This is a genomic window from Novosphingobium sp. (genome assembly GCF_049240505.1).
Taxonomy (GTDB): domain Bacteria; phylum Pseudomonadota; class Alphaproteobacteria; order Sphingomonadales; family Sphingomonadaceae; genus Novosphingobium.
On sequence record NZ_JBMLSM010000205.1, the window covers coordinates 1 to 17,716 of the forward strand.

Genomic DNA, 17,716 nt, shown 5'->3' on the forward strand with positions numbered 1-17,716 from the left:
TCTGGCCGTCGGTGATCGAGATCACGTTGGTCGGAATGTAGGCCGACACGTCGCCAGCCTGCGTTTCGATGATCGGCAGCGCGGTGAGCGAACCATTGCCGTTGTCGTCGTTCATCTTCGCAGCGCGTTCCAGCAGGCGGCTGTGGAGATAGAACACGTCACCGGGGTAGGCTTCGCGGCCCGGAGGACGACGCAGCAGGAGCGACATCTGGCGATAGGCCACGGCCTGCTTGGAAAGATCGTCATACACGATCACGGCGTGCATACCGTTGTCGCGGAAGAATTCGCCCATCGTCGCGCCGGTGTAGGGTGCGAGATACTGCAGCGGAGCCGGTTCCGAAGCGGTGGCGGCGATGACGATGGAATATTCCATCGCGCCGTTTTCTTCGAGCTGACGCACGATCTGCGCGACGGTCGAGCGCTTCTGGCCGACGGCGACGTAGATGCAGTAAAGCTTCTTGCCTTCGTCGGTCCCTGCGTTGGCAGCCTTCTGGTTGATGAAGGTGTCGATCGCGACGGCGGTCTTGCCGGTCTGACGGTCACCGATGATCAGTTCGCGCTGGCCACGGCCCACGGGAACGAGAGCGTCGATCGCCTTGAGACCGGTCTGCACGGGTTCGTGCACCGATTTGCGCGGGATGATGCCCGGAGCCTTGACTTCGACGCGGGTGCGCGTGGCATCAACGATCGGGCCCTTGCCGTCGATCGGGTTGCCCAGAGCATCGACCACGCGGCCCAGCAGACCCTTGCCGACGGGAACGTCAACGATGGTGCCGGTGCGCTTGACGACATCGCCTTCCTTGATCTCGGCGTCCGAGCCGAAGATCACGACGCCGACGTTATCGGCTTCGAGGTTCAGGGCCATGCCCTTCACGCCGTTGGCGAACTGCACCATTTCACCAGCCTGAACCTTGTCGAGGCCGTGGATGCGGGCAATACCGTCACCAACCGAGAGAACCGACCCGACTTCCGAGACCTGAGCGTCGGTGCCGAAGCTGGCGATCTGGTCCTTGATGACCTTCGAGATTTCAGCGGCGCGGATTTCCATGTTCTGTCCTTCCTGGAACCTTATGCGGGCCGATTAGGCCTTCATCGCCTGGGCGAGAGAATTGAGACGGGTGCGGATCGAGCTGTCGATCATCTGGCTGCCGATTTTTACGACAAGACCACCGAGAATTTCGGGATCGACGCTGGTCTTGAGTTTGACCGACTTGCCTGCGCGCACCTTCAGCTTTTCGGTGAGGGCTGCGATCTGGGCATCGTCGAGCGGGTGGGCGCTGGTCACTTCGGCGTTGACTTCGCCGCGATGGGCGGCAGCGATCTGGCCGAAGGCGCGGATCATGTCGGGCAGGGCCGAAAGGCGGCGGTTCGAAGCGAGCACGCCGAGGAACTTCTTGGTCAGGTCGCCAAGGCCGAGCAGGCCGGCAACCGAATCCATTGCGCGCGCTGCTGCATCGCGGCCAAGCTGCGGGTTGTTGATCAGGCCAGTGAGGTCAGCCGATTCGCGCAGTGCAGCATCGAGCTTCTCGAGATCGCCTTCGACCGCCGAAACAAAGCCCTGTTCATTGGCCAGATCGAACAATGCCGAGGCGTAACGCCCTGACAGGCTGGCCGTAATGCCGCTGGAAATCTCCACGCGCCGAAGTTCCTTCATCCAAGGATAAGCCGAAGCAGACCATTGCCCGGAGATGAACACCGGGTGGCCTGCAGACGGGGCGCGCCTAGCAACGTCGGGCGCTTATGACAAGATGCGACTTGCCTTCTTGTGCATAGGTATGAAGGGATTTCGTGCTGTGGTGCGCCATCATGGCGCGGGCTGGCAATTGTAACGCATCCGCTCGTTCGGCTCCGGCGGCAGCAATGCCTTGATCGTCTGCTGGTTGCGGCCAAACTGAAGCGCAGCATCCTCACCCGCGCCGCAGGCAGGTGCATTGATCTTTGCGCGTTCCGAGCGGGCTTTCGTCATCGTGTCCAGACCGACAAGGAAGCGTTCAACCGTGTAAGTGTGTGTCTGCGGGTCATACGAATTTACCGAGACCGTCTCTTCGCCATTCGGCACCAGAATGCGGCTCCAGCCATCATCGGCTTGGCCATATTGCGTCTTGCCGTTCATGCAGCCGCCATCGCTCCATTCGATCGGAACGTCGGTAATATCAGAAACGGTGACCCTGCTGCGCTGCGGATCGAGAACGCAAATCATTGAACCGGAAGCAGTTTTTGCAGTTGCGTTGGTGGAGGCGCTCGCGCTCGCCAAAGGTTCGGCGACCATTTCATTGGCGCGTTGGTCGATCGAGTTGAGCGAGGGGCGCAGGAACCAGACGGTCACAGCTGAAAGCAATAGCGCGCCCGCGCCGAACACGTGTTTGCGCTGAAACCGCCCGCGTCGTTTCGATGCCTGAACCATGCCCCAGCCGCCCGCTGCCAAGGCGCCGACGAGCAGCAATGCTGAAAGGGCCAGGCCGTTGTCCCGTTCTGAAAGCACAGCCAGTTCGGCATCGCGACGGGCCTTGTCCATCGCGCGTTCGCGGGCTTCGGCTTTCGCCTCGGTTTCGGCAGCAAGCCTTGCGCCTTCACCAGCGGCGCGTTCAGCTTCTGCGCGGTTCAGGTCGGCAATCGAGCGACAGGGCAACCCGCTGCTATGCACTTCCACATTGGCGCGGCGCAGAAATGCGGAAAGCTCGCGCATCGAAATCGCAAAATAGAAGGCCGAATCGGTGCTGTTGTCGCTGACCGTGCCGAAGGAGTTCACGCCGATCACGCGCCCGCACGAATCGAGCAGCGGTCCACCCGAATTGCCCGAACCCAGCGGTGCGGTGTGCAGCAGCGTATCGAATGAGCGCGACGATCGTCCGCCCGAAAGGTATCCGCGCGTCTTCACCGCTGCCTGCGGGGTAACGAGATCGGCCATCGAAAGGCCCTGCGCCAGATCGACGTTTCCGGGATAGCCAACGGCATAGACTTCTGCGCCATCGCCAGGGGCGCCGGGGAACAGCGTGATCGGCGTGATCGAACCGCCGCCCTCGATTTTCAGCAAGGCCAGATCGTTGCCGGGTGAATAGGCCACGAGCCGTGCGGGATAGCCGTTGCGTCCTTCCGCAGGGACAACACCCGCAATCAGCGAATCATCGCCACGCAGTTCTTCCACCACATGGGCATTGGTGACGATCAGGTTCGGCGTGACGGCAAAGCCGGTGCCGTGGGTGATCAGGCGCGCCCTGTCTCCATCGCTTTCGATGATCACCACCCGCACGACCGAGCGGCTTGCGGCGGAAATGTCCGCCGGGTCCGCATGGGCGGCAGTCGTGGCCACGGCCATGTAAAGCGAAGCAAGCAAAACGGTTATGAACTGGGCGACACGCATGGGCCGCTTCTTGCGCCTAATTGCTTTGACCGCAAGGTGCGGGACGCAGTGCGTGGCGCGATTCGGCAGGTTGTCTCCACAGTTGAGGATGACACACACGATGACTTGCACAGACGAACCTTGCCTTGCGCATAGGCCGCACTATCCACCAAGGGCTATGATGCCGCAGCCGATCACCGATGATGAAGCGTGGGGCGCGGTCATGGCGCGCGATCGCACCTATGACGGGCGTTTCGTCACAGGCGTGATCAGCACCGGTATCTATTGCCGCCCGTCCTGCGCGGCGCGGCATCCCCGGCGTGAGAACGTGCGGTTCTTTGCCGATGGCGCAGCGGCGCGAGAGGCAGGCCTGCGCGGCTGTATGCGCTGTTCGCCAGACGATGTTTCCCGCGATGAACGCGCGGTGCTTGCCGCGATCGAGGCGATCAAGGCGGCGGGGCAATCGCTTGTTCTGGCCGATCTGGCGGCGCGCTGTGGGTATTCGCCCACGCATTTCCAGCGGGTATTTACCCGCAGCACAGGGCTTTCCCCCGCTGCCTATGCGCGAGCATTGCAGAAGGAGCGGATGGCGCAGGTTCTCACCGGAGCAGACAGCGTGACCGATGCGATCTATGACGCGGGCTTCTCTGGCCCGGCGCGGTTTTATAATGCTGCTGAAGAAAGGCTTGGCATGGCACCTTCTGCATGGCGCAACGGCGGGCACGGCGTGACGATCCGCTGGGCGGTGGTGCCAACATCATTGGGGTCGATGCTGGTCGCTGCAACGGACAAGGGCGTGTGTCGTCTGTCTTTCAACGAAGATGAAGGCGCGCTGCGCACCCGTTTCCCCAACGCGCTGCTGGAACAGGGGGGCGAGGCGTTTGCACAACTGCTGAGCGATGTGGCGGCTGCCGTTGAGGCGCCGGGGGATTTTGGACACATCCCGCTCGATGTGAAAGGCACCGCGTTTCAGGAGGCGGTGTGGCACGCGCTTCGACGTATCCCGTCAGGCGAAACGCGCTCTTACGCGCAGATCGCCGCCGAAGTGGGCAAGCCCGGCGCGGTGCGGGCGGCAGGCTCTGCCAACGGGGCCAACAACGTGGCGGTATTGATACCCTGTCACCGCGTGATACGGTCGGACGGTTCGCTCGGCGGTTACGCCTATGGGTTGGATATCAAGCAACGCTTGCTGAACAAGGAGCGCGAAGGGAACGATTGAGGCATTCGATCAAGCGCGCGCCCAGCCAGTTTCTGCTGGCTTTAGTGTGGCCAGAAAAGCCTCTGCGCTTTCCAGATAGGCGGCGCGCTTGTCGTCGGTCATCCGCCGCCATGTGGCATAGGGTTGGGCAAGGCGGTGATAGCCTGCCAGTTTTTTCTCGTTGCTTGCCAGAAAGTGCCAGTAGAGCGCGTTGAACGGGCAGGCTCCATCGCCGGTCTTCTTCTTCACGTCGAACGGGCAGTTGCCGCAATAATCGCTCATCCGGTCAATGTAGGCACCGCTGGCGGCATAGGGCTTTGACGCCAATCGCCCCTTGTCTGCGTGCAGGACCATTCCGGCCACATTGGGCAATTCGACCCATTCGAAAGCGTCGGCGTAAACCACGAGAAACCAGTCCGCCACATCCTGCGGCCTCAGCCCTGCCAGCAGCGCGAAATTGCCCAGCACCATCAGCCGCTGGATATGGTGCGCATAGGCATTTTCGCGCGTAGTGCGCACGCAATCGGCAAGGCAGCGCATGTCCGTCTCTCCAGTCCAGTAAAAGTCTGGCAGTGGACGGCTCGCGTCTAGCCCGTTGGCCTTGGCCAGCCCCGGCATTTCCAGCCAGTACATGCCACGGATATATTCGCGCCAGCCGATGATCTGGCGGATGAAGCCTTCCACGGCTTCGATTGGTGCGCGGCCTTCGCGCCATTCGGTTTCGGCACGGCGGCACAGGTCCAGCGGATCGAGCAGGCCGATGTTGATCGCAGGCGAAAGTGCAGCGTGGAACAGGAAGTCCTGCCCTTCAACCATCGCGTCCTGATACTTGCCAAATGATGGCAGGCGATCCTTCAGGAAGGCATCGCGTGCCCTTTCTGCCTGCGCGCGTGTCACCGGCCAACCAAAATTGTCCAGCGATCCGAAATGCTTGTCGAATCGACCTGAGACGAGATCGAAGACCGTGTGCGTGATAGCGTCGTAACGGAATGCCGGTAAGGCGGGCGGCTCAAGCCCCGCCTCCGGGCCACCACGGTTTTCCGCATCGAAGTTCCAACGCCCGCCCACGGGTTTGCCATCTTCCATCAGCAGTCCGGTTTTGCGGCGCATCTCGCGGTAAAACCACTCCATGCGCAATTCTCTGCGGCTTGCCGCCCATTCGTAGAAGTCGGGCAGGGGGCAGATGAACCGCGTGTCAGGCAGGATGCGCACGCGCACCGGCAAATCCTTGCGCCAACGCTCGATGTCTTGCCGGACGCGCCATTCGCCCGGTTCGGTCACCTGAACGCCGCGCGGCTGATGGCGTTCAACCGCACGGGCGACTTCGCCGGTGAAACTCCCCGTATTCGCATCATCGTCGAGCTTTATGTAATCGACCGTCCAGCCCGCTTTGCGAAGTTCTTCGGCAAAATGCCGCATGGCTGCAAGGATGAGGGCAATCTTTGCCTTGTGATGGCGAACGTAAGTCGTCTCGTCGCTCACCTCCATCATCAGAATGATGGTGTCGTCAGGCTTGCGATCAGCAAGACTGGAAATGTCGGGCGAAAGCTGATCCCCGAGGATGGGAACAAGCACGGGGCCTGAGGCGCGAACGGTCATTCAGGGGGAATGGTCGAGGTGTCGATAGGTTCAACCTGCCCATTGGGGTCACCCCGTTTAATTCGTCATTGCGAGCGGAGCGAAGCAATCCAGAGCAAACTGCCAAACGCTCTGGATTGTTTCGTCAGCTTCGCCTCCTCGCAATGACGAGGGTTCGGGCTGCAATCAGACGAAGCTGTAGGGATCGATATCCACTGCCACGCGGACGCCGGGCGGAAAGCGCAGTGGTTTCAGCCATTCGCGGATTACCCGCTGCACTTCGGTTGATCGCCGCGCATTGATGAGCAGGCGATAGCGATAGCGCCCCCGCAGCAGCGATAGCGGCGCCGGGGCGGGGCCAAGGATCAGCACATCGTCCAGCCGTGGCGCGGTGCCGCCGATCCCGCGTGCCGCATCGCGGGCTTCGGCTTCGTCCTCGCTGGACACGATGATTGCTGCCCAGCGCCCAAAGGGCGGCGCGCCTGCATCGCGCCGCGCTTCGGCTTCGGCTTCGTAGAAAGCGTCGCGGTCGCCGCGTGCCAGTGCTTCGATCACGGCGGCTTCGGGATGGCGCGTCTGGATCAGGACTTCGCCCGGCTTTTCCCCACGTCCTGCGCGTCCGGCAACCTGTGCGATCTGCTGGTAGGTCCGCTCTGCCGCCCGCAGATCGCCGCCTTCCAAACCCATATCGGCATCGATCACGCCGACGAGGGTGAGTTCGGGGAAGTGGTAACCCTTGGTCACCAGCTGCGTGCCGACGATCACGTCAATCGCCTTGGCGTTGGCCATTTCAACGAATTCCGCAGCCTTGGCCGGGCTTGTCAGGGTGTCTGAAGTAACCAGCGCAACGCGCGCTTCGGGAAGGATTTCCGCGACCTCATCGGCAATCCGTTCAACACCTGGGCCGCAGGCGACCAGGCAGTCGGGTTCGCTGCATTCGGGGCAGGCTTCCGGCGGGGGAACTTCGTGTCCGCAGTGATGGCAGGCGAGGCGGCGGGACAGGCGGTGCTCCACCAGCCAGGCCGAGCAGTTCGGGCACTGAAAGCGATAGCCGCAGGTCCGGCACAGGGTCAGCGGCGCGTAGCCCCGGCGGTTGAGGAACAGCAGCGATTGTTCGCCCTTTTCCAGCCGGTCTTTCAACGCCTTGACCAGCGGCGGTGCGATCCAGTGCCCGCGTTCGGGCTGCTCAATGCGCAGGTCCAGCACCTTGATATCGGGCAAGGTCGCACCCCCGAAGCGGGCGGGGAGGATGACGCGCTCATAGCGGCCAGCTTCTGCCATCTGCAGGCTTTCGAGTGCCGGTGTGGCGCTGGCCAGAATTACAGGTGTGGATTCGAACCGGGCACGCATCACGGCCACGTCGCGGGCGTTGTACCGCACCCCATCGTCTTGTTTAAACGAGATTTCATGCGCTTCATCGACCACGATCAGGCCGAGATTTGCAAAAGGCAGGAACAGGGCGCTACGTGCACCTACAAGCACCTGAGCTGCACCTAGCGACACCGAACGCCACGCACGCCGCCGTTCCGAGGCTTTGAGCGAGCTGTGCCAAGTGACCGGCGAAACACCGAAGCGCGCCTCGAAGCGTTTGAGGAATGTTTCGGTCAGCGCGATCTCTGGCAGCAGCACCAGGACTTGCCGCCCCTCCTCGATCGCCGTTGCCACCGCTTCGAAATAGGTCTCGGTCTTGCCTGATCCGGTTACGCCATCAAGCAGGAAAGGCCGAAATTCCCGCGCTTTCACCGAATCCACGAATTTCGCTGCGACTTCGGCCTGCTGGGCGGACAGGTCGGGCGCGGCAAAATGCGCGTCGGCAACGGGATAGGGCCGATCCGAATCCACGACGACGGGTTCGAGCAGACCAGCGTTGACCATGCCGCGCAGCACACCATCGGAAACGCCTGCGATTTCAGAGAGTTCTCGGATCGTTGCCTGTTGATCCTGCAGAAGGTCAAGCGCGATCAGGCGTTGCGGCGTCAGGCGGCCCGGCTCCCGGCCGGTGAGGCGGTATTCCGTGATCGTCCCGCCACCCTGCAACGCCGCGTTGCTCGAGAGCGCCATGCGCGCGACTGAGGCGAGGGGGGCGAGGTAATAGTCTGCCGTCCATTCGATCAGGCGGCGCAACGGTGCGGCAAGTGGAGGGACGGGAAGCACCTGCAGCAGCGGGCGCAGCTTGCTGTCTGGAACCTCGGTTCCCGGCAGCCGTTCCGCTTCCCAGACCACGCCGATGATCTGGCGCGGACCAAGCGGGGCAAGCACCACGCTGCCGGGTTCGACGGTCATCCCGGCGGGCACGCGATAGTCCAGCGGGCCTAGCGCGGCGTTGAAGACAAGGCATCGGACGCGGTTCATGTTACGCGGTCTATATGGGGCACGAAGGCCGGGGGCAAAGCCCGCAGGCGAAGGAACTGAGGAGAAAAAACGTGTCGCAGGTTGCAGGTCCGATCAATCGCCGCGCCTTGCTGGGTGGCATGACGTCAATCGGCGTTCTGGCGATAGCCGGATGTTCGAGCTTTCCGGCTTTTTCGCTGGAAGAGGCGGTGCGGCGCCTGCTGTTTCTTTCGTCCGACCGCGCCTTTGCCCGACTGCTCCAGCCCGGCGGTTTCTGGGATGACCAGATAACCCGGCTTGTTCTGCCGGAATCGCTGGGGAATCGCGGTGGGGTGCTCGCGCGCATCCTGACGGGACCGCTGATGAAAGACCGTTTGAGCCGCGCCTTCAATGACATGGCCTATGAAGCGGCAAATCGCGCCGCGCCTGCCGTAACCGACGCTGTGCGAACGATTGGCGTGCGAAACGCGCTGGCGCTGATCCGCAGCAGCGATCCGATGGCGGCGACGGCCTTTCTTCATCAGGAAATGGGCACCAGTCTTGTCGAACTGATGGTCCCGGAATTTGGCGATGCCATCCGCGTCAGCCGGGAGCCGCTGGTGGGCGAACTTCTGGCGGCGCTGACAGGTGTTGATGTGGGCGGCATCGCGCAATCGCTGGCCATGCAGGCTGATAACGCGATCTTCCGTGCAATCGGGCGCGAAGAGGCGGCGATTCGTGCTGATCCGCGCTCTACCAATGATCCGATGCTGATGGCGGCGTTTGGGGTGAAATAGGCGTAGCATTTTCATCCTTCGACAGGCTCAGGATGAGCGGGGTTTTAAGTTTTCGCTCATCCTGAGCCTGTCGAAGGATATCGCAGTGTTTGACCGAGAGCGGTGGCGTGCCGAAAGTGACGGCCTGACAACGCGGGCCACCTTCCCTATAGGCGGGGGGAATCATCCTCCCCCTTCTGGAAGGCCAGACCCATGAAGTTCTTCGTCGACACTGCCGATACCGCCGATATCGCGGACCTTGCCGCCACCGGCCTGCTTGATGGCGTGACCACCAATCCCACCCTGATCGCCAAGGCTGGCAAGGATTTCATCGAAGTGACCCGCGAAATCTGCGGTCTGGTCGATGGTCCGGTTTCGGCCGAAGTTGTGGCGCTCGACCATGCAGGCATGATGCGCGAGGCGGAAATCCTGCGCAAGATCGCCGACAATGTGTGCATTAAGGTGCCCCTGACGATCGACGGTCTGAAGACCTGCAAGGCGCTGACCGGTGAAGGCACCAAGGTTAACGTGACACTGTGCTTCTCGGCCAATCAGGCGCTGCTGGCGGCAAAAGCGGGAGCGACGTTCATTTCGCCGTTTGTTGGCCGACATGACGACAATGGCTTTGATGGCATGGACCTGATCCGCGACATCCGCCTGATCTATGACAACTACGCTTATGAAACCGAAATTCTCGTCGCTTCGATCCGTCATGGCGTGCATGTGCTGGAAAGCGCGCGCATCGGTGCCGATGTGATCACCGCGCCGCCCGCCGTAATCAAGGGCCTGTTCAAGCATGTGCTGACGGACAAGGTATTTCATGGGTCCCTTGCGTACGGGGCTACGACCGGCCAGACTATGGGATAAGGTTGCTTTTGGCTGAGGGTGGCCCCCGCGGGGGGGGGGGCGCGGCTCTTTCGGTTTGAATGTTGAAGGTAGGCATTGGCTGACGAATCTCCTCTCGACCGTTTCCGTGCGGTGCTGACCGGCACGGCACGCGCCATTTCACTTGATCCCGAAGTGGAAGTGGCGTGGACGGCGGATGCGCCGGTGCAGTCTGGCCAATCGATGCGCGTGCCTATGCCGGGGCGCGCGCTTCCTGCCGATCAAGTGGCCGAAGCGCGCGGCCATGCCGATTCGATGGCACTGCGCCTGCGCCATCACAACGCAGCACTGCATGGTCGCCATGCGCCTTCCGAGGCGCTGGCACGCGCGTGCTACGATGCGATCGAGCAGGTGCGCTACGAATCGTTGGGTGCGAATGCCTATGCCGGGATGCGCGGCAATCTTGGTGCGGCGCTGGCGATGCGCATGGCGTCGGATCCGATCAGTCGTTCCGCCAAGCCCGAAGACGTGCCGCTGCCTACCGCGCTGGCGCTTTTGCTGCGCGAAAAGCTGACTGGGCAAGCCTCGCCCGCGTCTACAGACACCGGCATGACGATGGTGCGCAGCTGGATCGAAAGCAAGGTCGGTGACGATATCGAGGGCCTTGCGCTCTCGCTCGACAACCAGCGCGCTTTTCAGCAACTCGCGCTCGACATGCTCCAGCATCTCGATCTCACCCAGTCTGCCAGCGAGCAGGACGAGGATACCGAGGAAGACGAGGACGAGCAGGACGAGGACGAGGGCGAGGAAGAGCCGAGCAGCTCGGACGATCAGGAGCAGCAGCCTTCGGAAGTCGCTGGCGACACCAGCGAGGGTGACGAGGATTCGGATTCCGAACAGGAAATCGAGCAGGACGACGATGCGGCCGATTCCGATATGGCCGATGAAGGCGAAGAAGGCATGTTGCCCACGCGCCCGAACCGCCCGTGGACCGACATTCCAGAGAACTTCGACTACAAGGCTTTTACCACCCAGTTCGACGAAATCGTTGCCGCTACGGACCTGTGCGACGAGGAAGAGCTGACGCGGTTGCGTGCCTATCTGGATATGCAGCTGAAAGGTTTGCAAGGCGTGGTTACGCGGCTGGCCAACCGGCTGCAGCGCCGGTTGATGGCGCAGCAGAACCGTTCGTGGGATTTCGATCAGGAAGAAGGCTTGCTCGACGCTGCGCGACTGGCGCGCGTGGTCATCTCGCCCGGTCATTCGCTTTCCTACAAGATCGAACGCGATGTCGAGTTCAAGGACACGATTGTCACGCTGTTGATCGACAATTCGGGATCGATGCGCGGGAGGCCGATCTCGATTGCGGCGATCAGCGCCGACATTCTTGCCCGCACGCTGGAGCGCTGCGGTGTGAAAACCGAAATCCTCGGCTTTACCACGCGCGCGTGGAAGGGTGGACAAAGCCGTGAGGCGTGGCTGGCCGGTGGCAAGCAGGCACAGCCGGGCCGTCTCAACGATCTGCGCCATATCGTTTACAAGAAGGCGGACGAGCCGTGGCGGCGGGCGCGCAAGAACCTTGGCCTGATGATGCGCGAAGGCCTTCTGAAAGAGAACATCGACGGCGAGGCGCTGCTATGGGCGCATACCCGCCTGCTGGCACGACCCGAAGATCGCCGCATCCTGATGGTGATTTCGGACGGCGCGCCGGTGGATGATTCGACGCTTTCGGTGAACAACGCCGGATATCTGGAACAACACCTGCGCAAGGTGATCGACTGGATCGAAAAGCAATCGCCGATCCAGCTTGTCGCCATCGGCATCGGACATGACGTGACCCGCTATTACCGCCGCGCGGTGACAATCATGGACGCAGAACAGCTTGGCGGCACAATCATCGAACAACTGGCTGACCTGTTCGAGGACGAATAGGAGCTGGTTTCCCGACGCGATATCCCGCTTGTCATCGGCAGGGCATTGTCGCACATCACGGTAATGGGGTGGGGGAAAAACAGGCGCAGCGTTCTAACGCTCGTTTCAGCATTGCTTGCCGTGTCCGCTTCACTTGACGCGGCGGCGCAGGAAGCTCCTTTGCCAGAGGCGAAGGTACCGGAAGCAGAGGAGCCAAAACCTGATTTTCTCCAAGTACCTCCACTCACGCCGATAGAACTGATCGTTGATGCTGAACTTGGCAGCAAGATCAGCAGCACCGGGCAGATGTTTCCCCTGCATCTAGCCAAAGCAATTGTAGTCGACGGCAAGGAGTTGGTTCCTGCCGGAACAATTGGTGAGGGCGAGATCGTCCATGCCAAAAAGGCGGGCGGCAGTGGTGCGCCCGGTGAACTGGTGGTGGCTGCACGTTATCTACAAGTGGGGGACAAGCGACTGAAGTTGCGGTCCATGCGCATCGGGCTTGTCGGCAAGGATGCGGTCAATGGCGTGGTGGCTTTCAATGCCGTCACGGCGGCAACGCCTTTGCCGATCGGTATCATCGGTTTTGCGGTGACGGGACGTAATGTCGTCTATCCAGCCGGAACGATCGCCGCGGCCAAGACCGCCGAAGCTTTTCCGTTAAAACCTGATGCCCCGGACGGGATGCCTCAGGTTGACGCGAAAGGTGCGATTCCTCTCAATTATTCAAGCGACAAGATTGTCGGGCAACGATGAAAGGGAAGCGGATGAAAAAGGCAATTTTATGGGCACTGGGCGGAGCGCTGACGGTTGCTTCCACGCTTTACGCACCCGGCGCGATTGCGGCTGACGGTGCGCCGGTGGTGATCCCGCCGCCGCCAGCAGGCAAAGGGCAAATCGTGTTTTATCGCACGGGTACGATAATGGGGGCTGCAATGGGCTGTGCCGTGAACGAGAAGGGCCAGAAGATCAGCTCTCTTGGTTCGGGGCGTTACTTCATTCTCGTGACTGAACCAGGCCGTCACGAATATACGGTCAAGAGCGAAGCCAAGGACGTACTCGCTTTGGAAGTCGAGTCTGACGAAACGCAGTACGCCATGTGCAAGATCAAAATGGGCATCATGGCAGGACGGCCTGATCTTCGTCCTTCGACTGAGGCGGAATTCCTCAAGTCGAGCACGGATCGGCTTGTCGATGCCGACGATATGGGGCCTGGGCCAGGCGCACTGCGTCCCGACGAGGTGGCGGCTGCAGTTGCAGCGATGAAAACGGCGGCACCCGCGGCGGGCACTCGTTGAAAGATGATTGAATAAAGTCGGGTTGACTGCCATGTTTTAACCGGGCAGTTAACCCGGCATGAGCCAGATGACTGTCAGCGAAGCCGTTCTTTCCCGCCGTTCGATCCGGGCGTTCAAGCCTGATCCGGTTCCTTTGGAAGTGCTGCGGCGGGTTATGGACAAGGCACGGTGGGCGCCTTCGGGGTGCAATTTCCAGCCTTGGGAAGCAACCATCGTAACTGGTGCGCCGCTGGCGGAGTTGCAGGCGAAGATGCTCGCTTCGCCGTTGCAGGACCCGATCGAATATTCCTGGTCGCAGCCGGAAGTGATTCCTGAATGCAAGGCGCGGCTGCACGCGGTTGGTGCGGCAATGTATCAGGCGATGGGCGTGGGGCGTGGCGATGGCGATGCGCGCGCCGATTTCGTTCGCAACAATGTGACGTCGTTTGGCGCGCCTGCGGTGCTGATGTGCTATTTCGACCGGCGGATGGGATCGCCGCAATGGTCGGACACGGGCATGTGGCTGCAGACGATCATGCTGCTGCTGCGCGAGGAAGGGCTTGATTCTTGCCCGCAGGAATTCCTTGCCATGCACGCCCGCCTGATCAAGGATTTCATCGGCGTTTCCGATGAAACGCATATCTTTTTCTGCGGGATTGCCATCGGTTATCGCAATGACGAGAACCCGGTGAACGGGTTTGAGCGTGCACGCGAACCGGTGGATGGCAACGTGCGTTTTCTGGGTTTCTGAACCGCTTCCGCACAGTTCCGCATTGGCAGGCCTGCAACAATCCGCCTATGCTGTGAAGCGAGGCGCCAAAGCGCTCGTTACGGGTTCGCAACATCGTCGAGGGGAAAGGTTCGCAGTTTGTCTGCGGGCTTTCGATATGTGCGGATGGGGGACAAGTCATGCCTTGGCGGAATGGGGCTGCGGAAGCAGGCGCGAGCGAGATTGGGCGCTCGGCGCTGCGTGGGCTTGGGCAGTTGGGGGCGCAGCGCACGGTCGTGGCGCTGGCACTGATCCTGATTGCACTGTTCGTAGCGTTCAGTAGCTGGAGGTTGCCGCTGCTGCGTGATGCAGAAGCGGCGCTTTACGACCTGCGCGCTGCCAATTTCGCCCCGCCTGCCGATACCGATAAGCGCGTTACGCTGGTGGTCTATACCGCCGATACCAACCGCGCGACGGGGCAGATCTCGCCGGTGGACCGCACGATTCTGGCCAAGGCGCTGACGCAGATCGACCTGCTGGGCGCAAAGGGCGTGGGGATCGACGTTCTGTTCGACAGTCCGCAGGACGACGACGGTTTGTTGAGTGCATCGCTCAAAGCCATGCAGACGCCGGTCTATCTTGCCTATGCCGATAACAAGACCAATCCCGAAGCGATCACATATGAGCAGGAGCAGGATCTCAAGGCGTTCCAGCAGAGCGTGAAGACGGCAAAGGTCGGCCCTGCATCGATCCTGCTGGAAACCGATGCCGATGGTGTGGCGCGGCGTTGGCCCAAGCACTATGCGGGGCTGCCGCCTTTGCTTTCGCTGGCCCTCACGCAGAACGGGCCTGATGCCGACGCGCGCTTTGAAAAGTTTACCGGGCCAATCCGGTTCCGCGTGCCGACTGCGAGCGACCGCCCGGTGTTTGACAAGATTCCGATCGATCTCCTTGCCGATCCTGAGACCGCGCCCTTCGTGGCGGACGTGGTGAAAGGGCGCTACATCCTGATCGGTGGCGATTTTTCGGACTTCGACCAGTTCGACACGCCATTTACGCGCACGGGTAATCCGGTAACCGGAGAGACGCGGATGATCGGCGTTGAAGTTCACGCTTCGATGCTGGCGCAATTGCTCGACAAGGCGTGGAAAGCGCCGCCTGCAACATGGGTCAAAGTTCTGGCGGCATTGGTGGCTGTCGGGCTGGGCGTGGCGACGGCGGTGGCGCAGGTCCGCACCTGGGTGCTTACGCTGGCGGTGCTGGCGCAATTTGCTCTGTTCCTTGCCGTGCCCTTTCTGGTCGAGCGGGCGGGCTATGACACGTTGGACTTGCCGGCCACCGGCTGGCTGATCGGCTGGTTGATCGCGTTCACGGCTGTCAGTTCCGGTCTGCGCGCGATTAACGCGGCGCAGCGCGAATTTGCGCAAGGGGCGCTGGGCAAATACCTGCCGCGTTCGGTCGCTTCGGAGATCATGCGCAATCCCGAACGGCTTTCGTTGCACGGAGAGAAGCGCGAAATCTTCTGCCTGTTCAGCGATCTGGAGGGTTTCACCAAGCTGACTCATGCTGTTGAACCAGAGATGATCGCGCGGCTGCTGAACGACTACCTTGATCGATTGAGCGCGGTGGTGCTGGAATATGGCGGCACGCTGGACAAGTTCGTCGGTGATGCGGTCGTCGCCTTCTGGGGCGCACCCATCGCCTACCCGGACGATGGCGAACGTGCGGTGAAGGCTGCCTGGGCAATGTATCTGGCGGGCGAGGACTTCCGCAAGAACGTTCCCGAAGGCGTACCCAAGATCGGCCGCACCCGCGTGGGCGTTCACTATGGCGAGGCGGTGGTCGGAAACTTTGGCGGTGAGGGGCGTATTCAGTATACCGCGCTGGGCGACGCGATGAACACGGCCGCGCGGCTTGAAGGCGCGAACAAGACGCTCGATACCAAGGTTCTGGTAAGCCTTGAGGCGGTGGAGCGGTGCGGCCTCGACTGGTTCAGGCCGATGGGCGAAGTGGTGCTGCGCGGACGGTCTACGCCGGTGCAGGTCTACGAGCCGGTGCCCGATTTGTCGCCAGACCAGCGCGCGATTTCCGCCGATCTGCTCAGTGCCCATTCAGCGGGCGAGGCAGATCGTGTGCAGGCCCTCACAGACAGGCTGCGCGATTCGGCGCAGGGTGATGAGGCGATGATGAATTTGATCGAAAGACTGCGGCAGACGCATGAGGGAGAGAGTTATGGGCTGGGTTGATCGCAAGCTGATGCGCGCAGGTATTGCGGGTGTGGCAGCCTTCGCCGGAGTCACGATCGCTGGCGCGGCGTTGGCGCAATCGGTAGTGGTCCGCTCAACCGGGCCTTCTGCGGCGACCTATCCGCAGGGCAAGAAGCTGCCTGCGAATGCCACGGTCGTGCTGAAAGGCGGCGATCAGGTAACGGTTCTGGACAAGGCAGGCACGCGCGTTCTGGCAGGGCCGGGCACGTTCACACTGAACGGAACCGTCAATCGCGATGCCAATGGCGCAACGGCGCTGGCATCGATGATGGCACGCGGTGGCGGCGCGCGGACCCGCACCGGGGCGGTGCGCGGGGCAACGACGGCTCCTGTTGTGGCGGCCCCGGCCGGGCCAGAGAACGTCTGGTATGTCGATGTCAGCAAGGGAGGCACCTATTGCGTGGCCGACCCGGCGGCACTGGTCATGTGGCGACCGGACAAGACGCAGGATGGCAATGGCACGCTGCTTTCGCAGGATGGCAGCACGGCCGATGTCAGCTGGCGTGCGGGCAATCCGCTGAAAGTCTGGCCTTCAGCCAGCGTGCCCGTGGTCGATGGGCAGACCTATACCTTCACCAGCCCGGTGGGCGCACCGGTCAAAATCCGCACGGTCGTTCTGGCCAGCGTGCCGACCGATGAAGTCGAGATCGCAGGCGTGATGGCAGAGAAGGGCTGTTCGGCGCAGCTGGATCTGCTGGCTACGCTGGGCAGCAGTGCGCAGGCCGGGGGTTGAAGCATGATGCGCAAGGTTCTGCTGGTAACGGGGGCGCTTCTTGCCTGTGCTTGCGCGCCGGTTGCGATGGCACAGGCCGTGGTGGTTCGTTCCACCGGCCCTTCGGCGGTAAGCTATCCCAAGGGCAAACGTCTTCCCGTCAACGCCAGTGTTGTTTTGAAGGCGGGCGATGTCGTCACCGTACTCGACAGGGCAGGTACGCGGGTGCTGAAAGGCGCAGGGGCGTTCGTGATCGACAATGCGGTCAATCGCGATCGCGGCGCTGCGGCGTTGCTCGCCCGATCATTGAGCAATCCTGCTTCGGTACGGGCGGGGGCTGTGCGCAGCGCTTCGGTGCGCGGAGCTTCTGCGTCGGACGCAACCTTGCCCGTAAGCATCTGGATTGCCGATACGACGCAGAGCGGGAATGTGTGCGTGCCGCGCGGCAGTGACATCTACCTTTGGCGCGGAAACGCAGACGCGCGCAGCTTCACCTGGCTGACCGAAAGCGAAGGTGGCGAAATGGTGCGTATGCAGTGGCCGCCCAAGACCGCCGGTATTGCATGGCCAAAAACGATGCTGGCCCCGCAGGAAGGCCGCACGTACCGCATCTATGACGAGACTGCGCCGGATAAGGCAGCAGAGTTCCGCATTGTCACGCTGGAGCCGGAAGCGGTGCCCGCCGATGCCGCTGCGCTGGGCACGCTGCTGCTCGACAACGGCTGCAAAGCGCAGTTCGACTGGCTGGCCGAGGTTCTGGCCGAACCTGCTGCCGAATGACTTGACCAGAAGCGGGGGCGCGGGGCAATGGCT

The 17,716-nt window shown here is 61.9% G+C and carries 15 protein-coding genes; 10 read left to right on the top strand and 5 right to left on the bottom strand.

Going from position 1 to position 17,716, the window contains the following annotated elements:
• The 3 genes from atpA to ACOVQ0_RS16570 form a co-directional block, all read right to left on the bottom strand.
• The coding region (gene atpA, locus ACOVQ0_RS16560) for a F0F1 ATP synthase subunit alpha (protein ID WP_421886918.1) at positions 1 to 1,048 on the bottom strand (1,048 nt) is incomplete at its 3' end.
• 33 nt (positions 1,049 to 1,081) lie between these two features.
• A complete protein-coding gene (locus tag ACOVQ0_RS16565; RefSeq protein WP_421887150.1) occupies positions 1,082 to 1,636 on the bottom strand; it encodes a F0F1 ATP synthase subunit delta in 555 nt (184 codons plus the stop codon).
• Between the two features lie 168 nt (positions 1,637 to 1,804).
• Positions 1,805 to 3,361: a S1C family serine protease gene (locus ACOVQ0_RS16570; protein ID WP_421886922.1), complete on the bottom strand. Its 1,557-nt coding sequence runs from the start codon at positions 3,359 to 3,361 to the stop codon at positions 1,805 to 1,807.
• A 157-nt stretch (positions 3,362 to 3,518) separates the two neighbouring features.
• On the opposite strand from ACOVQ0_RS16570, the gene ada reads away from it, so the two are divergent.
• The gene (gene ada / locus ACOVQ0_RS16575) at positions 3,519 to 4,559 is read left to right on the top strand and encodes a bifunctional DNA-binding transcriptional regulator/O6-methylguanine-DNA methyltransferase Ada (RefSeq protein WP_421886925.1); all 1,041 of its coding nucleotides are present in this window, start codon (positions 3,519 to 3,521) and stop codon (positions 4,557 to 4,559) included.
• Positions 4,560 to 4,568: 9 nt separating this feature from the next.
• Here the strand turns inward: ada and ACOVQ0_RS16580 are convergent, their stop codons facing one another.
• Positions 4,569 to 6,137 (bottom strand): cryptochrome/photolyase family protein, encoded by a 1,569-nt coding sequence (locus ACOVQ0_RS16580; protein WP_421886927.1) that lies wholly within the window; start codon positions 6,135 to 6,137, stop codon positions 4,569 to 4,571.
• A gap of 165 nt (positions 6,138 to 6,302) precedes the next feature.
• Entirely contained in the window at positions 6,303 to 8,468 is a 2,166-nt protein-coding gene (locus ACOVQ0_RS16585) for a primosomal protein N' (protein ID WP_421886930.1), read from the bottom strand.
• 71 nt (positions 8,469 to 8,539) lie between these two features.
• On the opposite strand from ACOVQ0_RS16585, the gene ACOVQ0_RS16590 reads away from it, so the two are divergent.
• The 9 genes from ACOVQ0_RS16590 to ACOVQ0_RS16630 all read left to right on the top strand — a co-directional run bounded on the left by ACOVQ0_RS16590 (position 8,540) and on the right by ACOVQ0_RS16630 (position 17,683).
• The gene (locus ACOVQ0_RS16590) at positions 8,540 to 9,223 is read left to right on the top strand and encodes a DUF4197 domain-containing protein (protein ID WP_421886933.1); all 684 of its coding nucleotides are present in this window, start codon (positions 8,540 to 8,542) and stop codon (positions 9,221 to 9,223) included.
• Positions 9,224 to 9,415: 192 nt separating this feature from the next.
• On the top strand, positions 9,416 to 10,069 hold the full coding sequence (gene fsa / locus ACOVQ0_RS16595) for a fructose-6-phosphate aldolase (protein WP_421886936.1): 654 nt from the start codon (positions 9,416 to 9,418) through the stop codon (positions 10,067 to 10,069).
• Positions 10,070 to 10,144: 75 nt separating this feature from the next.
• Positions 10,145 to 11,959: a cobaltochelatase subunit CobT gene (gene cobT / locus ACOVQ0_RS16600; protein ID WP_421886939.1), complete on the top strand. Its 1,815-nt coding sequence runs from the start codon at positions 10,145 to 10,147 to the stop codon at positions 11,957 to 11,959.
• 45 nt (positions 11,960 to 12,004) lie between these two features.
• Entirely contained in the window at positions 12,005 to 12,694 is a 690-nt protein-coding gene (locus ACOVQ0_RS16605) for a hypothetical protein (protein WP_421886942.1), read from the top strand.
• Positions 12,695 to 12,705: 11 nt separating this feature from the next.
• Entirely contained in the window at positions 12,706 to 13,236 is a 531-nt protein-coding gene (locus ACOVQ0_RS16610) for a DUF2846 domain-containing protein (protein ID WP_421886945.1), read from the top strand.
• Between the two features lie 58 nt (positions 13,237 to 13,294).
• Positions 13,295 to 13,966 carry a nitroreductase gene (locus ACOVQ0_RS16615; protein WP_421886948.1) on the top strand — a complete coding sequence of 224 codons (672 nt, stop codon included), beginning with the start codon at positions 13,295 to 13,297 and terminating at the stop codon, positions 13,964 to 13,966.
• A 158-nt stretch (positions 13,967 to 14,124) separates the two neighbouring features.
• Positions 14,125 to 16,170 carry a CHASE2 domain-containing protein gene (locus ACOVQ0_RS16620; RefSeq protein WP_421886952.1) on the top strand — a complete coding sequence of 682 codons (2,046 nt, stop codon included), beginning with the start codon at positions 14,125 to 14,127 and terminating at the stop codon, positions 16,168 to 16,170.
• Positions 16,157 to 16,924: a hypothetical protein gene (locus ACOVQ0_RS16625; protein WP_421886955.1), complete on the top strand. Its 768-nt coding sequence runs from the start codon at positions 16,157 to 16,159 to the stop codon at positions 16,922 to 16,924. Before ACOVQ0_RS16620 ends, ACOVQ0_RS16625 begins: the two co-directional genes overlap by 14 nt.
• 3 nt (positions 16,925 to 16,927) lie before the next feature.
• Complete coding sequence (locus ACOVQ0_RS16630) at positions 16,928 to 17,683, top strand: hypothetical protein (protein WP_421886957.1); 756 nt, start codon at positions 16,928 to 16,930, stop codon at positions 17,681 to 17,683.
• The last annotated feature ends 33 nt before the right edge of the window (positions 17,684 to 17,716 follow it).

Bases quoted from the DNA above. Each gene is read 5' to 3' on its own strand.
- ACOVQ0_RS16570 (WP_421886922.1), bottom strand. From the start codon at position 3,361: ATGCGTGTCGCCCAGTTCATAACCGTTTTGCTTGCTTCGCTTTACATG.
- ada (WP_421886925.1), top strand. From the start codon at position 3,519: ATGATGCCGCAGCCGATCACCGATGATGAAGCGTGGGGCGCGGTCATG.
- ACOVQ0_RS16580 (WP_421886927.1), bottom strand. From the start codon at position 6,137: ATGACCGTTCGCGCCTCAGGCCCCGTGCTTGTTCCCATCCTCGGGGAT.
- ACOVQ0_RS16585 (WP_421886930.1), bottom strand. From the start codon at position 8,468: ATGAACCGCGTCCGATGCCTTGTCTTCAACGCCGCGCTAGGCCCGCTG.
- fsa (WP_421886936.1), top strand. From the start codon at position 9,416: ATGAAGTTCTTCGTCGACACTGCCGATACCGCCGATATCGCGGACCTT.
- ACOVQ0_RS16610 (WP_421886945.1), top strand. From the start codon at position 12,706: ATGAAAAAGGCAATTTTATGGGCACTGGGCGGAGCGCTGACGGTTGCT.
- ACOVQ0_RS16615 (WP_421886948.1), top strand. From the start codon at position 13,295: ATGAGCCAGATGACTGTCAGCGAAGCCGTTCTTTCCCGCCGTTCGATC.
- ACOVQ0_RS16620 (WP_421886952.1), top strand. From the start codon at position 14,125: ATGCCTTGGCGGAATGGGGCTGCGGAAGCAGGCGCGAGCGAGATTGGG.
- ACOVQ0_RS16625 (WP_421886955.1), top strand. From the start codon at position 16,157: ATGGGCTGGGTTGATCGCAAGCTGATGCGCGCAGGTATTGCGGGTGTG.
- ACOVQ0_RS16630 (WP_421886957.1), top strand. From the start codon at position 16,928: ATGATGCGCAAGGTTCTGCTGGTAACGGGGGCGCTTCTTGCCTGTGCT.